Origin of the sequence: Streptomyces sp. NPDC091387, from assembly GCF_044756945.1 — a bacterium.
In the GTDB taxonomy this organism is placed as follows: Bacteria; Actinomycetota; Actinomycetes; order Streptomycetales; family Streptomycetaceae; genus Streptomyces.
The window spans coordinates 274,055-293,562 of sequence record NZ_JBIVTZ010000008.1 but is presented as its reverse complement, the minus strand read 5'-3'; the positions used below and the strand labels follow the sequence as shown (position 1 = coordinate 293,562).

General features: G+C 71.4%; 14 protein-coding genes, 1 pseudogene and 1 riboswitch. Of the genes and pseudogenes, 8 read left to right on the top strand and 7 right to left on the bottom strand.

Annotated features, from left to right (window positions below):
* Positions 1-28 precede the first annotated feature (28 nt).
* From ACIQM0_RS18760 to ACIQM0_RS18740, 5 genes are all read left to right on the top strand, one after another.
* A complete protein-coding gene (locus ACIQM0_RS18760) occupies positions 29-658 on the top strand; it encodes a TetR/AcrR family transcriptional regulator (protein ID WP_401287805.1) in 630 nt (209 codons plus the stop codon).
* Between the two features lie 240 nt (positions 659-898).
* Complete coding sequence (locus tag ACIQM0_RS18755; protein ID WP_401287802.1) at positions 899-1,912, top strand: SPFH domain-containing protein; 1,014 nt, start codon at positions 899-901, stop codon at positions 1,910-1,912.
* On the top strand, positions 1,909-2,808 hold the full coding sequence (locus ACIQM0_RS18750) for a hypothetical protein (protein ID WP_401287800.1): 900 nt from the start codon (positions 1,909-1,911) through the stop codon (positions 2,806-2,808). Before ACIQM0_RS18755 ends, ACIQM0_RS18750 begins: the two co-directional genes overlap by 4 nt.
* 91 nt (positions 2,809-2,899) lie before the next feature.
* The gene (locus ACIQM0_RS18745; protein WP_401287798.1) at positions 2,900-3,409 is read left to right on the top strand and encodes an NUDIX hydrolase; all 510 of its coding nucleotides are present in this window, start codon (positions 2,900-2,902) and stop codon (positions 3,407-3,409) included.
* Positions 3,410-3,459: 50 nt separating this feature from the next.
* Positions 3,460-3,954, top strand: a complete 495-nt coding sequence (locus tag ACIQM0_RS18740; protein WP_401287796.1) for an FBP domain-containing protein — start codon at positions 3,460-3,462, stop codon at positions 3,952-3,954.
* A gap of 65 nt (positions 3,955-4,019) precedes the next feature.
* Here the strand turns inward: ACIQM0_RS18740 and ACIQM0_RS18735 are convergent, their stop codons facing one another.
* The 7 genes from ACIQM0_RS18735 to ACIQM0_RS18705 all read right to left on the bottom strand — a co-directional run bounded on the left by ACIQM0_RS18735 (position 4,020) and on the right by ACIQM0_RS18705 (position 16,256).
* Positions 4,020-7,373, bottom strand: coding sequence for a beta-galactosidase (locus ACIQM0_RS18735; protein ID WP_401287794.1), 3,354 nt, complete (start codon positions 7,371-7,373; stop codon positions 4,020-4,022).
* Positions 7,374-7,658: 285 nt separating this feature from the next.
* On the bottom strand, positions 7,659-9,572 hold the full coding sequence (locus ACIQM0_RS18730) for a beta-N-acetylglucosaminidase domain-containing protein (RefSeq protein WP_401288019.1): 1,914 nt from the start codon (positions 9,570-9,572) through the stop codon (positions 7,659-7,661).
* Positions 9,573-9,825: 253 nt separating this feature from the next.
* On the bottom strand, positions 9,826-12,099 hold the full coding sequence (locus tag ACIQM0_RS18725) for a DUF4838 domain-containing protein (protein WP_401287792.1): 2,274 nt from the start codon (positions 12,097-12,099) through the stop codon (positions 9,826-9,828).
* Positions 12,096-13,124 (bottom strand): aliphatic sulfonate ABC transporter substrate-binding protein, encoded by a 1,029-nt coding sequence (locus tag ACIQM0_RS18720; RefSeq protein WP_401287789.1) that lies wholly within the window; start codon positions 13,122-13,124, stop codon positions 12,096-12,098. The genes ACIQM0_RS18725 and ACIQM0_RS18720 overlap by 4 nt, the downstream gene beginning before the upstream one ends.
* On the bottom strand, positions 13,121-13,903 hold the full coding sequence (locus ACIQM0_RS18715) for an ABC transporter ATP-binding protein (protein ID WP_401287787.1): 783 nt from the start codon (positions 13,901-13,903) through the stop codon (positions 13,121-13,123). Before ACIQM0_RS18715 ends, ACIQM0_RS18720 begins: the two co-directional genes overlap by 4 nt.
* A 2-nt stretch (positions 13,904-13,905) precedes the next feature.
* A complete protein-coding gene (locus ACIQM0_RS18710; RefSeq protein ID WP_401287784.1) occupies positions 13,906-14,772 on the bottom strand; it encodes an ABC transporter permease in 867 nt (288 codons plus the stop codon).
* Complete coding sequence (locus ACIQM0_RS18705; protein ID WP_401287782.1) at positions 14,769-16,256, bottom strand: sulfatase-like hydrolase/transferase; 1,488 nt, start codon at positions 16,254-16,256, stop codon at positions 14,769-14,771. The genes ACIQM0_RS18710 and ACIQM0_RS18705 overlap by 4 nt, the downstream gene beginning before the upstream one ends.
* A gap of 207 nt (positions 16,257-16,463) precedes the next feature.
* Here ACIQM0_RS18705 and ACIQM0_RS18700 point away from each other — a divergent pair, with 207 nt between their 5' ends.
* The 3 genes and pseudogenes from ACIQM0_RS18700 to ACIQM0_RS18690 all read left to right on the top strand — a co-directional run.
* Positions 16,464-17,687 (top strand): ROK family transcriptional regulator, encoded by a 1,224-nt coding sequence (locus tag ACIQM0_RS18700; RefSeq protein ID WP_401287781.1) that lies wholly within the window; start codon positions 16,464-16,466, stop codon positions 17,685-17,687.
* A complete protein-coding gene (locus ACIQM0_RS18695; RefSeq protein ID WP_401287778.1) occupies positions 17,684-18,643 on the top strand; it encodes a formylglycine-generating enzyme family protein in 960 nt (319 codons plus the stop codon). The genes ACIQM0_RS18700 and ACIQM0_RS18695 overlap by 4 nt, the downstream gene beginning before the upstream one ends.
* A 65-nt stretch (positions 18,644-18,708) precedes the next feature.
* A riboswitch (TPP riboswitch) is annotated at positions 18,709-18,802 on the top strand.
* A pseudogene (locus tag ACIQM0_RS18690) lies at positions 18,793-19,479 on the top strand (cytosine permease); the annotation flags it as partial. It overlaps the preceding riboswitch by 10 nt.
* Positions 19,480-19,508: the final 29 nt, after the last annotated feature.

Sequence of the window (19,508 nt, the reverse complement as noted above, 5' to 3'; positions counted from 1 at the left end):
GTCGCAGAGTCGCAGAGAGGGAACGCGCATGTCGTCGCAGGAAACCGAGCAGGAGACGGCCCCCGCGCCACGCCGCTCGAAGATCACGCCGGAGCGGGCACAGGAGCTCTACACGGCCGTCCTCGACATGCTCAGGGAGAGCGGCTACGAGTCACTCACCATGGAGGGCGTCGCCTCCAGGTCGCGCTGCGGCAAGTCGACGCTCTACCGTCAGTGGGGTTCCAAGCCGGAGCTGGTCGTCGCCGCCCTGCACGGCACCCGGCGCGGACTGCTGCCGAGGATCGACACGGGCACCCTGGCGGGAGACCTGCGCGAGGCGGCGAAGGCCATCGGTGAGGGTTCCGGGCGCGACACCTCGCTGATGCTGGCCCTGAGCCACGCCGCGCTCCAGAGCCCGGAGCTGCTGTGCGCGCTGCGCGAAGCACTGATCCTGCCGGAGCTGGCGGCGCTGGACGCCATGGTCAGGCGCGGCGTGGAGCGAGGCGAGGTGGCGGCGGACAACCCCGCCGCGGAGTTCGTCTCCGCTCAGTTGCTGGGCGTGATGCGTGCCCGGCCCCTGCTCGACGGGGCCTACGCGGATGAGACCTTTCTCATCCGCTTCGTGGAGGGCGCGGTCTTTCCCGCACTCGGACTGGACGCCCCGGCGTCCGGGTCCTGACAGACGTGGGCCGTCGTCCCAGCGGATGACGACGGCCCGCCCGCGCCGCACCGTGGGGACGGGGGCGGCGCGCCATCCGGGCGGCCGGTGACTTCTTCGGAGGTCACCGGCCGCCCGTTTTCGTGCGGCACGCCCGGTCGGCATCCGTCACCCCCGCACACATCCCCCTCTTCTCGTCCTCTTGACGATATGACGCGATCCCCTTTATCGTCTCCATGACGAAAATAAGGGGGTCCTCTCATGGCCGACATCACCAGGCGCTTCGGCTGGCGCCATCTGCGCTCCGCGCCCACCGCTCACATCCGCCACCACAAGCGCGGCCGGCTCGCCCACGACGGAGCGGGACTGAGCTTCTGGTACCGGTCGCTCAGCGCCGCGCTCTCCGAGGTGCCGGTCAACGACCGCGAGCTGGCCATGGCGTTCCACGCCCGCACGGCCGACTTCCAGGACGTGACCGTGCAGGCCACCGTGACGTACCGCATCAGCGATCCGGCCGAGGCGGCCGCGCGCCTGGACTTCTCCGTGGACCCGGACTCCGGCGTCTGGCGCGGCGCACCGCTGGAGCAGATCGCGACGCTGCTCACGGAGACGGCCCAGCAGCACACCCTGGACGTGCTGGCCCGCACCCCGCTGGCCGGTGCGCTGGTCGACGGCGTCGCCGCCGTACGCGAACGCGTCGCCGCGGGCCTGGCCGACGAGCCCCGGCTGCCCGCGACCGGGATCGAGGTGGTGGCGGTACGCGTCGTCGCCATCCGGCCCGAGGCCGAGGTGGAGCGGGCCCTGCGCACCCCCGCCCGCGAGCAGATCCAGCAGGAGGCCGACCGGGCGACGTACGAACGGCGGGCCGTGGCCGTCGAGCGCGAGCGGACCATCGCCGAGAACGAGCTCGCCAGTCAGATCGAACTCGCCCGGCGCGAGGAGCAGTTGGTCGAGCAGCGCGGCACCAACACCCGGCGCGAGGCGGAGGAGAACGCGGCTGCGGACGGCGTACGCGCCGAGGCCGAGGCGGCGCGCAAGGTGCGCCTCGCCCGCGCAGAGGCCGAATCGGCACGTGAGGTCGGCGCGGCCCGCGCCGAGTCCCAGGCGGCCTGGCTGCGGGTGCACGGAGAGGTGGAGGCCGCGACCCTGCACGCCCTGGCCGCCACCCGGCTCGCGGAGAACCTGCCGCGCATCGACAGCCTCACCCTCTCGCCCGACGTCCTCACCGGCCTGCTCACCAAGCTCGGCCGGCCCACCCCGGAGACCCGGGCATGAGCCTGGCCCCCAGAGCGGTTCTGGTGCACCGCACCACCGAGTACGAGGAGTTGCTCGCCCGGCACGGCACCCACGGCCAGGCGGCGTTCTTCCTGACGAGCCGGGGCCGGTCCATCGAGGAGGTCGCCCGGCGCCACGAACGGAGCCGGCAGGCGCTCGCCGATGTGGCGGCGGCCGTTCCGCTGCAGTGGCGCCAGTCGCGGGTGGAGCGCCGGGATCTGGACCGGTTCCTGTTCGCACCCGAGGACGTGGTGGTCGTCGTCGGCCAGGACGGTCTGGTCGCCAACGCAGCCAAGTACCTCTCCGGCCAGCCGGTCGTCGGCATCGACACCGATCCCGGCCGCAATCCCGGAGTGCTGGTCCGCCACCGGCCCGCCGACGCGGCCGCGCTGCTGCGGGCGGCCGTGACTCCGGGCGGCGCGGCGGACGAGCTCACCATGGTCGAGGCGGTGGCCGACGACACCCAGCGGCTGCTGGCCCTCAACGAGATCTACCTCGGCCCGTCCGGGCACCAGACGGCCCGCTACCGGCTCGGCCCGGACGCGGCGGACTCCCCCGCCGAACCGCAGGCCTCCTCCGGGGTCCTGGTCGGCACCGGCACCGGCGCCACCGGCTGGCTGCGCTCCGTGTGGCAGGAGCGTCGCAGCCCGCTCGCCCTGCCGGGCCCCACCGACTCCCGGCTGCTCTGGTTCGTCCGGGAGGCCTGGCCGTCGCCGGTCACCGGCACCTCGCTGGTCTCGGGCGAGCTGGGCCACGGGCAGGGGCTGCGGCTGACCGTGGAGTCCGACCGGGTGGTGGTCTTCGGTGACGGCATGGAGGCGGACGCGCTGGAGCTGACATGGGGGCAGACCGTGCGGCTCGGCATCTCACCCACGTCACTGCGGCTGACCGTGTGACCGCCGCCCGCCGGGGCAGCCCTCCCCGTGGCGCGCCGTAGGCTCGACGCCCGTACCGGACCACCGGTCACCGAGCAACACGAGGAGCGTCATGAACAGCGATGCGGCGTCGCGGATCCCCGCCCGCAACTCGAAGCCGCCACTGGCCCAGGCCGCACTGGGCGTGGGCGTGATCGTGCAGGACACACAGGGGCGCGTCCTGCTCGGCCGGCACCACAGCGGCACCTGGGAGCTGCCCGGCGGGAAGGTCGATCCGACGCACGAGTCCATCGCGGCGGCGGCCGTGCGGGAGCTCCGCGAGGAGACGGGGCTCGCGGTCACCGAGCGCGACATGGGCGTCTTCGCGATGCTGCACGACGTGGTCGGCGGCATCAACCGGGTGTCGATGGCCGCCCTGGTCACGGTTGACTCCGGCAGTCCGCAGGTGACCGAACCCCATCTCATCAGCGCCTGGCAGTGGATCCGGCCCGAGGAGCTGCCGACGCCGCTGTTCGACCCCTCGGCGCAGATCCTCGCGGCCTGGCGCCCCGACCTCGGAATCGAGCACCCGCCGGCCCACCGGCTCTCCGTACTGTCCGAGGACACAAAGGTGAAACCCTAAATCATTTATTCATTTGCCTAGGGGTCGTAGGCAGAGTTAGCGTCGATTACATGAAGGCCGTGACCGAACAGGACATCCGCGCATCGTTCGTCAATTGCTCCAAGGGGGAAGCCAAGCGCCTGCCGCTCCCCCGCGATCTCGAGGAGCTGCCGTGGGAGGATCTGGACTTCCTCGGCTGGCGTGATCTCTCCGCTCCCGGGCGCAGCTACATCGTCACCGAGCACGACGGCAGGCCCGCGGGCATCACGCTCCGCTTCCCCTCCCAGCAGCGCGGCTTTCTGCACCGCAGCATGTGCTCGCTCTGCCTGACCACGCATCCGGGCAGCGGGGTCTCGCTGATGACCGCCCGCAAGGCCGGACCGGCGGGGCGCGAGGGCAATTCGGTCGGCCTGTACATGTGCACCGACCTGGCCTGCTCGCTCTACGTGCGGGGGAAGAAGGCCGTGCCCTCGGGCGCCCGCTTCAAGGAGTCGCTGACGATGGAGGAGCAGATCGCCCGCACCACGGCCAACCTCTCCGCGTTCGTGGCCAAGCTCTTCGCCTGAGAGGCGGACACCCGTGCCCGCCCGGCGGTCCGGATGCCGGGCGGGCACGGGTCCTGGACCGACGGTCAGTCGTCGCGCGCGGTGCGCTTGCCGAAGACCGCTTCGTAGTCCGGTGAGGCGTTCTGCCCGGCGGAGACACCGCCCCGTACGGTGCCCTGGTTCACCAGCTCGACCGAGTCGGGTCCGACGCCGCTCTGTTCGGCGGTGACCGCCAGCGCGACGGTGTTGTCGCCGTGGGCCTTCAGGAAGCCGGACGGGATGACGAACTCCCGCTGAGGACCGACATTGTTGACGAACTGACCGGTGTTCCAGCCGTTGACGAAGATCTGGACACGGTACTTGTCCGCCGTGCCCCCGTCATCGTTGATGCGCAGACCGACCGCCGTGTCCGAGTCCTTGGGCAGGTCGAGCCGGGCCGTGGTGCGATACCACTGGACACCGGGGCGGCCGCTCTTGAGCGAGCCCGTCCGCGCCCATGACGACTCCGGCGCACCCGGCAGATGCCAGCCCATGCGCTCTCCGTACAGGCCTCCGTTGTTGTAGAGCCCGCGAGCGGTGTCGACGGGCCTCGGCCCGCCGGCAGCGCCCTGGATCCGCCAGTCGACCTTGCCGGCTCCGGCGATGCCGACGTCGGCCAGACCCCGTCCCCCCTTGGACCGGCCGTCGGAACTCCAGTCCTCGTACTGGCCCATGTTCCGCACGAGGACCGCCAGCACGGCGGGCTTGCCCGGCTCGGCCAGCCCCGCCGGCACGGCGTGGGTGGCGGTTCCGTCGCCCTGGGCTCCGAGGTAGCGGCCGTTCAGCCAGACGAGGGCGTGACCCGCCGTGCCCGTCTTCACCGTGACCTTGACGGTGCTGCCCGTGGCGGTGGGCGTGTAGTGGCCCCGGTACCAGGTGTCGCCCTCGTGGAATCCGTACTCGTCCGTGTCGAGGACGACGCCGGATGCCGCGCCCGGCCCGTGCATCGGGTTCGCGGCCGTGGTCCGGTCCGCCTTGGTCCAGCCCGAATCGTCGAATCCGGTCGCGCGTTCGGGATCCGAGGCCGCGGTGCGCCAGGTGTTCAGTGCCGGCAGCGACACGGCGGCGGGACCCGGCAGATCCGCGACGAGCGCTCCGGCCTTGTCCCGGCTCGCAGGCAGGGGGTGGCCGTTCCAGGTGAGGACATCCACGCCGGTGGGAGCGAAGACCCTCAGCCGGCCGGCCCGGCGGGTGTCACCCGTCAGATCGAGCCGGGATCCGGTGATCCCGGCAGTACGGGCGAGTTCCGGGCCCAGGACCAGCACGTCGCTGCTCCCGGCGTCGAGCTGCCAGGTGTCCGCGACGGCGTCACGGTCGGAGATCACGACGGTGAGTTCGCTGCCGCCACCGGTGACGCGTACCGTCCGGGTCTCGCCGTGCACGTAGTTGAGCCGCAGGTCCTTGCGCTCCGGATCCCAGGTGCTCTCCACCGGGGTGCCGTCGAGTGCGGTGACCTCGGGCTTGTCCGCGTAGCGCAGGACGGTCTCGCCGTCCGTGCCCTTCGCCCCGTCCAGGACGAGGAGATCGCGTCCGGCGTTCAGCCGGGTGAGCACCTGGGAGGTGGAGTAGACGAGCCGGTGCGTTCCGAAGGCGTAGTCCGCCACCAGGGTCTCGGCGTCACGCCCGTCCACGGTGATCGCGGTGTCCGGCTTCTGCGGGACGCGCGGGTAGGCGGTGTCGCCCGTGGGCGTTCCCGCGCTCGGGTTCGTGTCGATGGCGTCGACGGAGACGAACGTTGCCTGAGAGGCGGATGTGCCCTTCTCGCCGGTGGCGACGATCTTGAGGGTGTGTGATCCGCCGCCGAGATCGTTCGCCTCGTACTGCACACGCCGGAATTCGGGGGACGCGGCATAGCTGTCGACGGTCGCCTTCTTGACGCCGTCGATGTACACGTCAGCGGTGCCGTGGTTGGAGGAGTCCGGTCCGATCCAGCGCACGGCCGGCCCGTCGAAGGCGGCCTCGACGCTGTCGCCGGCCGTGGCGGAGAACGTCTCGTCGTTCCGGTAGTCCCCGCCGGTCCAGGATTCGCCGGTGGCGTGCTCCCAGGAGCCGGTGAACTTCAGCGCTCCGGTGTCCGAGTCGTTCCACCGGTAGGTGGCGTCCTCCGGCGGTTCGGGAGGGTCCGCCAGGTCCAGCGGGAAGGTGACGCGGCTGGTCGAGGTGTCGTTGGAATCGGGGTGCCGCAGCGTGATCAGCCGCATGCCGTTGCCCGATACGGACGTGTCGCCCGCGTGCTCGGTGGAGAGGCGCTGCTGGGCCTTGACGGGGCCGCCGCCCGTGACGGTGACCGGCGGGGCGGTGACGGCGTCGGCGGAGGCGATCGGCTTCACGGCGTTCTGCAGGTAGCCGAATTCCTTCTGGACGGCGAGCTTCGGGGTGACGGCGCGGTTCTCGGAGATCGCGGCGCCGTAGTCGTAGGAGGTGAATCCGGATCCGGGGTCGCCGGTCCATCCCCAGTTCGTCCCGCCGTACTCCATGTAGGAGTTGAACATGGTGACGCCGTTGGCGACGTTGTTGACGGCGAACTGCCGGGTGAACGCGGTGTCCGCGAACTTCGCGCACTCGTCCGTCTGGAAGTCCCGGCCCCAGGCGGTGAACGCGCCGCCCTGGCCCTCGGCGACGAACACCGGGGTCCGGGGCGAGTAGGCACGGATCCGGGACTCGAAGTCGCTCAGCCGGTCCCGGGCGCCCGTGCAGTCGAAGCCGAGCGGGTAGGTGTCGAAGGCGTAGAGGTCCAGCTTGGAACCGCCCGGTCCGCCGGGCACGTTCCAGCCGTGGCCGTCGCCGTAGTCGTTGTGGAACAGCGGCACGGTGATGCCCTGTTCGACGACGGCGCTCTGCAGCTTCTCGATGTAGTCGATGTGCTTGGCCGAGTTGTCGATCTGCTCGTTCTCGACCTGGTACGCGATGACGCTGCCGCCGCCGTCGGTGACCTGGTGCCTGCCGATGATGCCGTTGACGGCCTTCAGCCATTCCAGGTCGGCCGCCAGGTTCTGCGGATCTGCCGTGCGCTGCTCGCCGCCGTAGGTGCTCAGGTAAGGCGGCAGACCGCCCATGCCGGCCTCGGCGTTGATGTACGGGCCCGGCCGGGCGATGACATAGAGACCCTCGTCCTCGGCCATGGTCAGGAGCCGGTCGACGTCCCGGACGCCGGTGAAGTCGTAGGAGCCGGGTTCGCTGGAGTGGTAGCCCCAGAAGAAGTACAGCGAGACGGCGTTGAAGCCGGAGGCCTTGAGCTTCTGCAGCACGTCGCGCCACTGGTCGGGGCTCGGCAGCCGCCAGTAGTGGAACTCTCCGGACCACACGACCAGCCGCTCGCCGTCGACCTTGAGGGACTTCTCGTCCCAGGTGACGGTGTGGGAACGGTTGTCGTTGCCCGGGAAGCGGTGCGTGGTCGTCACGGCGCGGGAAGGCTGCGGGGCCGGTCCGGCGGGCCTCGCGGAGGCGGGCCCGGCCGCGCTCGCCGAGGACGGCAGCGGGGACAGGAGGGACAGCACGAGACCGGTGGCCAGGCCTGCGAGGACCGCTCGCCCTCGCGCGGCGCGCGGGCGCCTTCGCGGCCCGTGGGGTTGATGCGTCATGAACGCCCTTTCGCTGGTGTGCTCATGGTGCGGTTCATCGGTGCGCGGGGCCGGACGCACCGGCCCCGCGCAGAGGTGGCCCCACGCGCCGGCGGGGCGTCCTGTTCAGCTCATCCGGTCGGCGGCCTGCGCGAGGAAGGTGTCGAGCACGCCGTCACCCACCTTGGGCTGGACCCTGCCCCAGGAGTTGCGCGGCGGGTCGACCCGCACCGCGCGTGCCTGCTCCTGCAGTCGCTCCGATTCGGCGAGCAGCCGTGCGGCCGTGTCCTTGTGGTCCGAGCTCCAGGCGTCGAGCGCGTCCAGCATCGTCACCGCGGCGCCGCCCCACAGTGCGGTGGCGTCGAGCCAGGGCCCGGCGTCGGTGACGAACCCGGGCTGGACGGCGCCGCCGCGGATGACCGCCGGCGCGTTCCGTACGGCGGTGGCGTACGGGCGCAGCGCCCGAAGCGCGCCGGTCCGGTCGCCGGAGTCCCATGAGGTCCAGAACTCCGCCGTCCGGCGGGCGAGTTCGGGAGCCTGTGGCTGCCAGGGGGTGTCCCCGAAGGTGGGCGCCATGTGTTCCAGGTCGCCGAACACCAGCAGGGCGTCGGTCGCCGCCCGGTCTCCGCCCGCGAGGTAGGCCATGGCGCGCCGTCCGTTGGCGGACGCGTCGTAGGCCGTGTCGTTCCAGGCGAAGTCGGCCGCGCCGAAGACGGCGGCCTTGCTGGCGTAGGGCTGGTTGCTGGGGTTGGCCACGATGCCGGTGAGGTGCGCGGACAGGCCTGCCTCACGCTTGTCGTACGGGGCGAGGAGCAGCCGTCCGGCGGTGTTCCCGAAGTCGTTGACGGGATAGTTGTCCCACACGAACACCTTGCGTCCGAACAGCTTCGCCGCTCCTTCGGCCTGCTCGTTGGTGATGGTGGGCGGCACGACGTCGGTGCCGGTCCACATCACCTCGATCGCGGGGTCCAGCGTGGCGCGCAGGGTCTGCTTGTAGGCGGTGTCGGTGAGGTCCCCGTACTCGGTCGGGACCATCTGCAGCGGCTGCGCGCCCGGGTGGGTGGCGACGAAGGTGTGCTGTACGTCGTTGAGGAGGTCGACCTGCGCCTTGGCGGCCGCCTCGCGGCCCGGTTCGCCGTAGGCCGCCTTGTCGCCCTCGCAGTTCCAGCGGGTGTAGCTGATGTCGTCCAGCGGGATGGAGAACGCCCGCGTGCCGAGGTCGTACATCGCCTGGAGCTTGGCTTCCAGGTCCTTGCGGTGGGCCGGGTCGGAGTAGCAGACCGACTCGCCCGGGGAGACGGCGAAGGTGAACCGGACGTGGTTGGCCGTGGCCCGCTTCACCAGCTCGCCCAGTTCGGAGAGCTTGTCGGCCGGGTAGGGCTCGCGCCACTTGCCGCGGTGGTACGGGTCGTCCTTGGGCGCGTAGATGTAGGTGTTGGCCTTCACGTCGCCGTAGAAGTCCATCTGGTCGAGCCGCTCGGCGTGTGTCCACGGCTCTCCGTAGAAGCCCTCGATGGTGCCGCGCAGCGGCATGGAGGGGAAGTCGGAGGCCTGTGCGCCCGCGACCTTCCAGGAGTGGCCGGCGCGCTGGAACAGCTGGCGCAGCGTCTGTACGGCGTAGAACTGCCCGCTGGCGTCGGTGCCGCCGAGGGCCACCGACGGACCCGGGCCGTGCGCCGAGACCCGCAGGGCGTATCCCTCCGCGTGGTCGGGGGCGGCCGTGGTGCCGAGTTGGCGGGCGATGTCCGCACGGGTGGCGGGGCCGAGCCGCACGGTGAGCAGCCCTGCGGCGGCTCGGGGTACGTCGCGGGGTGCCACGACGTCCACCCGGTGGGCGCCGTGCGCCTTGAGTTCCGCCACGAGGCGGGAGAGCGCCGCGGCGTCGGTCCGGTCGTCGGCGACGACGAGCGTGCGGCCGGTGACCGCGGCGTCGGATCCGGCGCGGCTGATGGACTGCGGATGGGGTGAGACCGGCGGGAGGGCGGCTGCGCCGGGCGGACCGGCCGCGCGGGCGGCGCCGGCGGGCGATGCCAGGCACATCACGGCGGTCGCCGTGGCCAGCAGGCATGCGAGTGATGTCAGGTCACGACGTCTCACAGATCCTCCAAGTGGTCTAAACCAGCGAAGTGTTCAGGAGAATTCCGCAACCGGGCCGGACAGTCAAGGACTTTCGTTTGATCCTGTTTGGTCTAGACGTTTACAAATGTTGGGTATCGGGGGTTCGGTGGCGCAGGCCGGATGACCGGCTCCGTCGGCCGGAGGCCGAGGAGCCGGTCGGGACGTACCGCGCCGGTCAGCGGATGTCGGCCTCCACACGGGAGGGGACCAGCCGGGTCCCGTCGGCCAGCCGGAACTCCAGCGTGACCGGGTACGTGCCCGCCGCCGCGTCCGCGGTGGCCCGTACCGAAACCCGGGCGGCGGCGCCCCGGGTACCGCGCACCTTCAGCGTGCCCTTCGACGGCTCCAGGACGACTCCGTCGGGCGCGGTGGCCGTCCAGTGGACGGTGTGGCCGGCGAAGTCGACGTCCTGGGCCTCCACGTCGAGCGCGACGGGGTCACCGGCCCGTTCGAGCACCAGGAACCCCGGATCGCCGAACCCGGCCGCCGGGCTCGCGTAGGCGTCGACGACATCCTGGCGGATCCCGGCGTCGTCGTACGGCGCCTGGCCGTCCGGACCGTTCCAGCGCCACCAAGCCTGCATGTTGGGCAGGCAGATGCCGTTGAACCGGTTGCGGTGCACGAGCGCCCGGTACTCCCGGCGTGCAGCGTCGAGTTCGGTGCTGCCGGCCGGTGCGAGTCCGATCCTCATGTCGGCCAGCGCGATGTCGATGTTGCGGGTCAGCCGGTCGAGCAGGGTGCGGGGCGCGGGCTCCTCCGTCCGCCCGGCCGCCTCCTGGAGGGCCGCCCGCGCCTGCCCGTAGTTCGTGCTGAGTACGCCGGGACCGTGGGTGTCGGGGTCCAGACCCGTCAGGTCGTAATAACGCCGCATCGCGTCGGCCGCGCCCGCGCCGAACCGGGCCCGCAGGTAGCCGTCGAGAAAACCGCCCGCGTCCAGAGCGCTGTCCCAGGCCAGCGCGGCGACCAGGCTCTGGACGTGCTCGTACGTGATCCAGTCGCCCGGCTCGCTGTACATGCCGATGCCGTCGAGACCGAGCCCCGACTCGAAGACGGCGTCGCCCGCGATGGTGGTGAGCGGGTGGACCGGAAGGCTGCGCCAGCGGTAGCGCCGGTAGTACTCGTACATCGCGAGCGGACCCCGGTGGGTGGACCGCCAGGCCCGCAACGCCTTCGCAAGGCCGGTGTTGGCGCCCACCGCGGGGTCACCCAGGTGACCGTCGTAGTTCCGGGAGTACGGCGCGAAGTCCACCACGACGTCGGGGTCGCAGGGGTACTCCGGGCCGGGCGGCTGCACGGTGGACGCGTACGCGATCCGTTCGACCCGGACCCCGGGCAGTTCCTCGCGCAGCACCCGGGCGAGCTCGTTGACCACCACCGACTCCGCGTTGGACGCGGTGCCGTACCGGTCGAGGACGGGCTTCTGGAAGGCGCCGACGTCCGGTGGCCAGCAGTCGAAGAGCGTGATCTCGGGGCGCTCCCGCAGGAAGTCGACGACCTTGGCCACGTACGCGTCCAGTGCCTGCGGGTTGTAGATGTCGAAGACCGGGCCGCCGGACTCGTAGAACTGCGGGTAGTCGGCCTTCGGCAGGAAGCTGTCGTAGCCGTGGCCGCCGGTCTCGATACGGATGGAGCGCCGGCCGGCCTCGCGGACCAGGACGTCGCGCACCCCGTCGTACGTGGTGACGCCGAGGCCGAGGTAGTCGGTCGGGTAGACGAAGGTGTTGAGCCGGTTCTTGGCCATCCAGTCGAGCAGCGGCGGCAGGCTCTGCGCGGTGTGGCTGAACCCCTCCTCGGCGTACTGCCGCCGCAGTTCCGTGGCCGGCCGGTCGGTGAGGCGCACGGGCGGGAGGTCGAGGGTGCGGGTGCTCGGTATGTGCTCGTGGTGGCCCTCGTACGCGGGGAAGGCCGGGGCGAAGAAGCGCACTCCGGCACGCTCCAGGAGCGCGTAGACGGCGTACAGCGGGGCCCGGTCGCCCTGTCCCGTCAGCAGGAGGCTGGTGTCGTCACCGAGCAGGGTGAAGGAGTCATCCGGCGCGCCGTCGAGTTCACGTCCGGCGTCGGCCAGTGCGCTCGCGGGGATCCCGCCCGTTCCGGTGCCCGCGCTCAGCGCCACCAGACCGGTGACGCCCTCGGGCGCCGAGGAGACGGCCACGGCGCGCAGGGGCAGCCGGACACCGGTGATCCTCCGGACGTGGTCGCGCAGTTCGGTGGCGGCGAATTCGGCGCTGCCCGCGCCCCACCAGAGCACGGAGGCACGGGCCCGGCCGCCGGAGACCACCCGGAGCGGGGCGCCGGCCGCCCGGACGGTGTCCGCCGCGGCCTCGGTGGCGGTGAGCGCCGGCAGCAGGGTGGCACCGGCGAGACCGGCCGCGCCCACGAGGAATCCGCGCCGTCTCACGGCGTTCGATGTCATGGCGCCCGATGCGGTGGTGTCGCTTGAGCCGTTCATGAACGGTCCGCCTTTCCGGCCTCGGCGTACAGGTCACCGAGGTAGTAGTCCTCGGCCTTGCCCGGCTTGGGCAGCTTCCCCATCCGGCGCAACATCGCGGCCAGTTCGTCGAACCAGCCGTCGACCGTGCCGTCCTTGCTGAGCTTCGTCAGCTCGGCGGAGGGAAGGAGCTTCACGTACTTGGTGGAGCCCTTGAGCTGACCGGCCGGCAGCTTGAGGAAGTCGGCGGCGACGCTCTCCGACTCCTCGGGATGCGCCGCGATCCAGTCACCGGCCTGCTTGAGCACCCCGGTCACCTTCTTGACCAGTTCCGGGTTCCCCGAAGCCAGCTTCGGCTGGGTGACGAAGACGTTCGGGAAGGTCAGCTTGGGGTAGTAGTCCTCGGTCCGGCTGATCTCCTTGAGACCGGGGACGTTCTTCCTCATCGTGTCGATCAGCGGGTACCAGGTGGCCGCCGCGTCGACCTTTCCGGACGAGAACGCCGTGACGACGGTGGAGGCGTCCATGGCGACCTTCGTGACGTCGTCCGGCTTCAGACCGGCCTCGCTCAGCGCCAGATCGAGGATCATGTCCCCGGAGGTGCCTTCGGCGACGGCCACCTTCTTGCCCTTGAGATCGGCGGGCTTCTCGATGCCGGATCCGGGCCGGGCGATGACCCGGTCGGCCAGGCCCAGCATGTTGACGGAGACGATGGACGCGCGCCCGGAGGCGGGCAGCCACAGTGCCCCGGGGCCGAGGTAGCCGAAGTCCAGGCTGCCGGATCCGAGCGCCTGGACCTGGAGCGGGCCGTTGGTGAAGACCTTCAGTTCGGGTGTGACGCCCGACTTCTTCCACAGCCCCTGCTTCTGGGCGACGGCGAGTGCGACGGAACCGCTGTAGTCGGCGATGTAGCCGAACCTCACCTTCTGCGGTCCGCCGTCCGCGGCGTCGGAGGAGTCGCCCCCGCAGCCGGTGGCGACGGAGACGAGTGACAGGGCCAGGAACAGGCCGGCCGTACGGCGGCCGACGGCACGGATCGACTTCATGACACCATTCCTTCGAGGGGGGCCGGCTGGTGGTGGACGGCGTGCCACACCTGGGCACGCAGTTCGGCGAACTCGGGCGACAGCCGCTGTTCCTCGGTACGTGGATAGGGCAGCGTGACCGGGATGACCGTGTGGATACGGCCGGGGCGGGCCGCCATGACGACGACGCGGTTGGCGAGGAAGACCGCCTCGTCGACGTCGTGGGTGATGAACATGACGGTGCGCCGGTCACGGCCCCAGGTGTCCAGCAGCGACTCCTGCATCCGGACCCGGGTGAGGGAGTCCAGCGCGCCGAAGGGTTCGTCCATGAGGAGCACCTTCGGGTCCACGGCGTAGGCGCGGGCGATGGCGCAGCGCTGCTTCATGCCTCCGGAGAGGGTCTTGGGCAGGGAGTCCGCGAAGTCGGTGAGGCCGACGAGTTCGATGACCTCGCGGGCCCGGCGCCGGCGCTCCGCCTTCCCGACGCCCGCGACCTTGAGTCCGTACTCGACGTTGCCGGCGACCGTCATCCAGGGAAAGAGCGCGTACTGCTGGAAGATGACGCCCCGTTCGGGGGCGGGGCCGCGGACGGGGATGCCGTCCACGGTCACTTCCCCGCCGGTGGCGTCGAGGAGTCCGGCGGCGATGTTCATCAGGGTGCTCTTGCCGCAGCCGGAGGGGCCGACGACGGTGACGAACTCTCCGTCGTCGATGTCGAGGCTGACCCGGTCCAGGGCCAGGAAGTCGCCGTCCTTGACGGCGAAGTCCCGGGTGACTTCACGGAAGTTGATGGTGGGCATGGTTACCGCCGTTCCTGCCAGTGGGTGAGCCTGCGCTCGGCGAGGAGCAGCAGCCGGTCCATGGCGAGGCCGATCGCGCCGATCGCGATGAGCTGGACGAAGATGGTCGGCAGGTCGTAGTAGAGCCCTGCCTGCTGCATCCGGAAGCCCAGTCCGCCCTGGGCCGCGATGAGTTCGGCGGCGACGACGGTCGCCCAGGACGCGCCGAGCCCGATCCGCATGCCGACCAGGATGAACGGGGTGGAGGCGGGCACGACGACGCCGAGGAAGACCTGCGGGTCGCGGGCGCCGAGCACCCGGGCGGCGTTGACGAGGGTGACGTCCACGGCGACGACGCCCTGGAAGGTGGAGACGACGGACGACAGGAACGAGGCCAGGAAGATCACGAAGATCTTCGGGGTCTCGTCGATGCCCATCAGGACAATGGCGAGCGGGATGATCGCGAGGGGCGGCACCATGCGGAAGAACTGCAGCCACGGTTCGATCAGCCTGCGGACGACCGGGTACCAGCCCATGAGGAAGCCGACCGGAATCGCCAGGACGACGCCGAGGACGTAGCCGATGAGGACGCGCTTCAGGCTGGCGCCCGCGTCGGTGAAGAGGGTTCCGTCGGCGATGAGTTCACCCGCGCGGCGGGCCACCGCAACGGGTCCGGGGAAGCCCTCGATGCCGCTGTTGGCGAGGATCACCCAGGTGAGCAGGCCCAGGGCGGCGGACGCGAGGCCGAGCAGTACGGCGGTGAGCCGGCCGGTCCCGCGCGCCTTCTTCCCCGGGGTCCGCGTGCCCTTCGTGATGGCCGGACCGGTGGTGCGCTCCGGGTCCGGGTGCCCGGTCCGCTGTTCCGCGGGGGCTTCGGACGGTGTCTTCATGCCACTTCCTCCGCGACTCCGTCGACGTCCGCCGCCCGGTCGCCGCCGATGTCGGCCATGTAGCTCATCCAGGTGTAGGCGGGGTCGCCGCGGCGCAGCAGTTCGCGGTAGAGCCGCACGGTGAGGTCGCGCCGGACCTGGGCGTAGGCGGGCGCCTCGTACACGTTGTGCAGTTCGTGCGGGTCGGTCTCCAGGTCGTACAGCTCGTGCACGCTCTCCGGGTTGTGGACCAGCTTGTGGCGCCGGTCGCGGAGCATGCGCTGCGAGTACGGGAAGTGGTGGCCGTGGAATTCGGCGACGATCTCGTCGCGGGTGTCCCCGGCCCCGGCCCCCTGCAGCAGCGGCAGCAGGCTGGTGCCGTCGCACGGGGCGGGCACGGGTGCGCCGGCCAGTTCGAGGATGGTCGGGTTGAGGTCGATGAGACTGGCGAAGTCGTCGCTGACCTGAGCGGGGGCGCCGGGGACGCGGACGATGCCGGGGATGTTGTAGATGTCCTCGTACATCGCCGGGCCCTTGTCGTTGAGCCGGTGCGCGCCGGTGAACTCGCCGTGGTCGGCGGTGAAGACGACCGTCGTGTCGTCCCACAGGCCGTGCCCCTTGAGCGCCTCGATCAGCCGCCCGGCCTGGTGGTCGATCATCGTGACGTAGCCCCAGTAGACGGCGATCAGTTTGCGCCAGGCGGCGGCGTCGAATCCGTCGGACGACCAGTACGCGCTGTACTGGCGCTGCACCTCGGGCTTCCCCGCGAAGGTCTCGGCCATCGAGGCGGGCAGCGGGACGTCGGCGGGGTCGTAGAGGTCGTAGTAGTGGTCGGGGATCAGGTACGGCAGGTGCGGGCCGTACCAGTGGCAGGACAGCATGAACGGCGTGCCGTTCGCCTTCCACTCACCGGCGTAGCGGTCCAGCAGGCCGAGTGTGCGGTCGGTGAGGAAGGCCTCGATGGTGGCCTCGGCGGGCTGCTGGAGCCGGCCCGCGATGAGGTGCCCGCGGCCCGTGCCGTTGGCGGCGGTCCCGAAGACGGGTTCGCGTACCGAGAAGGGCGGGAAGCCGTTGTCCTCCAGCCACTTCTCGTACGAGGGGTGGTGCACGGGGTTGAGGGCGCCGGGCAGGTGCTCGCCGTCCAGGCCGTAGAACTCGGGGCCGCGCTCGCGGCCGATGTGCCACTTGCCGACATGGCCCACCGCATAGCCCTGGTCCATCAACTGGCCCCAGAGCGTGGGGCTGTCGTCGGACAGCTCGTCCTTGCTCCCGCCGTTGCGCTCGGGGTTGTTCAGCATCCCGTGGCGGAACGGGTGGAGACCGGTGGCCAGCGAGGCGCGGGCCGGGGTGCAGATCGCGGTCGGGGTGTAGAAGCGGTCGAAGCGGGTTCCCTCGGCCGCCAGGGCGTCGAGGGCGGGGGTGTCGACGAGCGGGTTGCCGTAACAGCCCAGGGTGTCGACCCGGTGCTGGTCGGTCATCAGGAACAGGACGTTGCGCGGAGCCACTCGGGCCGCCCTTTCGAAAGGTCGCTCACTGTGCTGCCGGGGACCCGGTCGATGCCCGGTCCGGCGGTGCTTCGGCATGTGCCGGAGCAGCCGAATGACCGGAACTGTAGGGACGTCGACTTTTTTACGTCAACCCTTGGGAATAAACAGTGTGTGAATTCGTCCGGCGCGTTGACAGAAAGCCCCGGCCCGATCGACCATGCGTCCATGACGGAACGCACCGATGCCCTGCAGCGCCTGCGCAGGGCCAATGAAGCCGCCGTACTCGGTGAACTGCGCAGGTCGGGCGCGCTGAGCCGGGGCGAGCTGAAGGCGCGGGTCGGGCTCTCCCGTACCACCCTGTTCGCGATCGTGTCCGATCTGCTGGAACGCAAGGCCGTCATCGAACAGCCGGCCCCCGATCCGGAGCAGCCGCGCGGCCGCGGCAGACCGGCCCTGGAGATCTCCCTCAACTCCCGCGGGGCCGAGCTGATCGGGATCGACCTCCAGCGCCACCGGCTCCATGTGGTCGTGGCCAACTGCGCCCATGAGATCGTCGGCCGTTCCAGCGCCCCCGTACCGGCGGAGAGCGGCGCCGCCGAACGGGCGGCGCAGGCGATCCGCGCCGTGGAGGACCTGGTGCGGCGCGAGAACATCAGCCTCGCGCCCGTCGAGGGCATCGGCCTCGGCCTCCCCGGTTTCGTGCAGAACCCGGCCTCCGGCGACCCGCGCACGATGACACCGTTCGCCGGCCACGTCGCCGCCGAGCTGGGCAGGCACTTCGACGCCCCCGTGCTCACGGACAACAACTCCCGGCTCGCCGCCCTCGCCGAGGTGACCTGGGGCGCCGCCCGCGGATTCGACAACGCCGTCTATCTGCGCTGGTCACAAGGGGTCGGTGGCGGGCTCGTCGTCAACGGCGCGCTGGTGCACGGCGCCCATGGCGCGGCCGGCGAGATCGGCCACACCAGCTGCGATCCCGAGGGAAGGCCCTGCCACTGCGGTGGCCGAGGCTGTCTGGAGGGGCTCATCTCCGTCCCCGCACTGCTCGCCGCCTGCGCCGACCGCGGGGTCACGGCCCGCGACGCCGCGGAGCTGATCACCCTCGCCGCCGACGGCCAGCCGGACGCCGCCGACGTGCTCCGGACCGCGGCCGTCCTCGCGGGCCGGGTCCTCGCCGCACTCGCCGCACAGGTCGACCCCGAGTGCATCGTCGTCTACGGCGAACCGGCGGCCCTGGACGGCCTCGTCCTCACCCCCATCCGGGAGCAACTCGCCGCGCTCTCCCTGCCCTCGGCTCCCCGCACCATCGAGGTGCGCGGCTCCACCCTCGGCGGTGAGGCGGCCGCGCTCGGCGGCGTCGCCCTGCTGCTGCGCACCACCGGCCAGGACCTGGCGGAACTGCTCGACCGGCCGGCACCCGGCGCGCCCGACAGGGAGGCCGCACGGTGAACGCCTGCTGCGGGCCCGCCCGCGAGAGTGCGCCGACGGCGACCGCCGCTCCCCCGGCGGAGTTCGCCGTGCCCGTACGCGGCACGGCAGAGCTCCTGCGCGGCATGGTCGCCGTACCGGGCGGACCGTTCCTGATGGGCGGCGAGGACGAGGACGCGTTCCCGGACGACGGCGAGGGGCCGGTACGTGAGGTCACGACCGGGCCGTTCCACATCGACGCGGCCTGCGTCAGCAACGCCCGGTTCGCCGTCTTCACCAAGGCCACCGGCTACCGCACCGAGGCCGAACTCCTGGGCTGGTCCTACGTGTTCGGCTCCTTCGTACCCCCGGCCGCCCGCCGTGCCGTACTGCCCGGAACGGTACCCGGCGCCCCCTGGTGGCGCGCGGTGACCGGAGCGCACTGGCGGGCTCCCGAGGGACCGGGCACCTCGATCGGCGACCGCCGGGACCACCCGGTGGTCCACATGTCGTGGAACGACGCGACGGCCTACGCCCGATGGGCCGGCAAGCGGCTGCCCACCGAGGCCGAGTGGGAGAAGGCGGCCCGCGGCGGACTCGTCCGGGCGCGGTTCCCCTGGGGCGACGACCTCACCCCGAACGGCCGGCACCGCTGCAACATCTGGCAGGGCGACTTCCCGGTACGCAACACGCGCGAGGACGGCCACGCGGGCACCGCACCCGTCAAGGCGTACGCCCCCAACGGCTTCGGCCTGTACAACGCCTCGGGCAACGTCTGGGAATGGTGCGCCGACCGCTTCAGCGCCGACTGGCACCGCGCCGACCGCCCCGAGACCCGTACCGATCCCGCCGGACCGCCGCACGGCGAGAACCGGGTACTGCGCGGCGGCTCGTATCTCTGCCACCGCTCCTACTGCAACCGCTACCGGATCGCCGCCCGCACCTCCAACACCCCCGACAGCACGACGGGCCACGGCGGCTTCCGCTGCGCCCTCTAGGTCATGCCCTCGGCATCGACCCCCGCAACGCGTCGCGATCCGCACACCCAGCTATCCTGACCGCCGCACCGGACACGGGGTGCCCCGCAGAGGGCTGAGAACACACCCGTCGAACCTGAACCAGTTAGCACTGGCGGAGGGATGTCTTCATGTCATTGCCGTATACCCAGGATTCGCGGCCCGCGTTCGACGGGCGGATGCCCAGCGCCCCCGGCGATCTGCGCGTCGAGGCGCACGGGATAGCCCCGGTTCCCGAGGACCGACGCTACGGCGGGCCCGGCCGGCTGTTCACCGTCTGGTTCGCCCCGAACCTGACCATGACCGGCGTCTTCACCGGTACCGTCGGCATCGCGCTGGGCCTGGACTTCGCCACGGCGCTCACCGCCGTCGTGCTCGGCACGCTCGTGGGCGCCGCGCCCACCGCGTATCTGGGGACCTGGGGCAGCCAGACCGGTGCCGGGCAACTCCCGCTCGCGCGGCTGGCGTTCGGTCGGGGCGTCGTACTGCCGGGCGCGCTCCAGTGGCTGTCTTCCATCGCCTGGGACGCGCTGATCGGCCTGTTCGGCGGGGAGGCGCTGGCCCAGTTGTGCGGCTGGCCGTTCTGGCTGGGGGTGCTGGTCATGATGGCCGCCCAGGGCGCGCTCGGCGTACTGGGGTACGAGGTGATCCACCGGCTCCAGACCGTGATGACCTTCGTCCTCGCGGCCGCCTTCGCGGTCGCCTTCGCCGCGGCGGTGCCGTTCATGAGCACCGGCCTGTACGTGGGCCCGGTGGCGAAGGCGCTGCACGGGGCGGACCTCGCCTACGGGGTGGCGTTCCTCACCGCCCTGGCTGTCTACGCCCCGCTGCGGCTGCGCCGACGCGG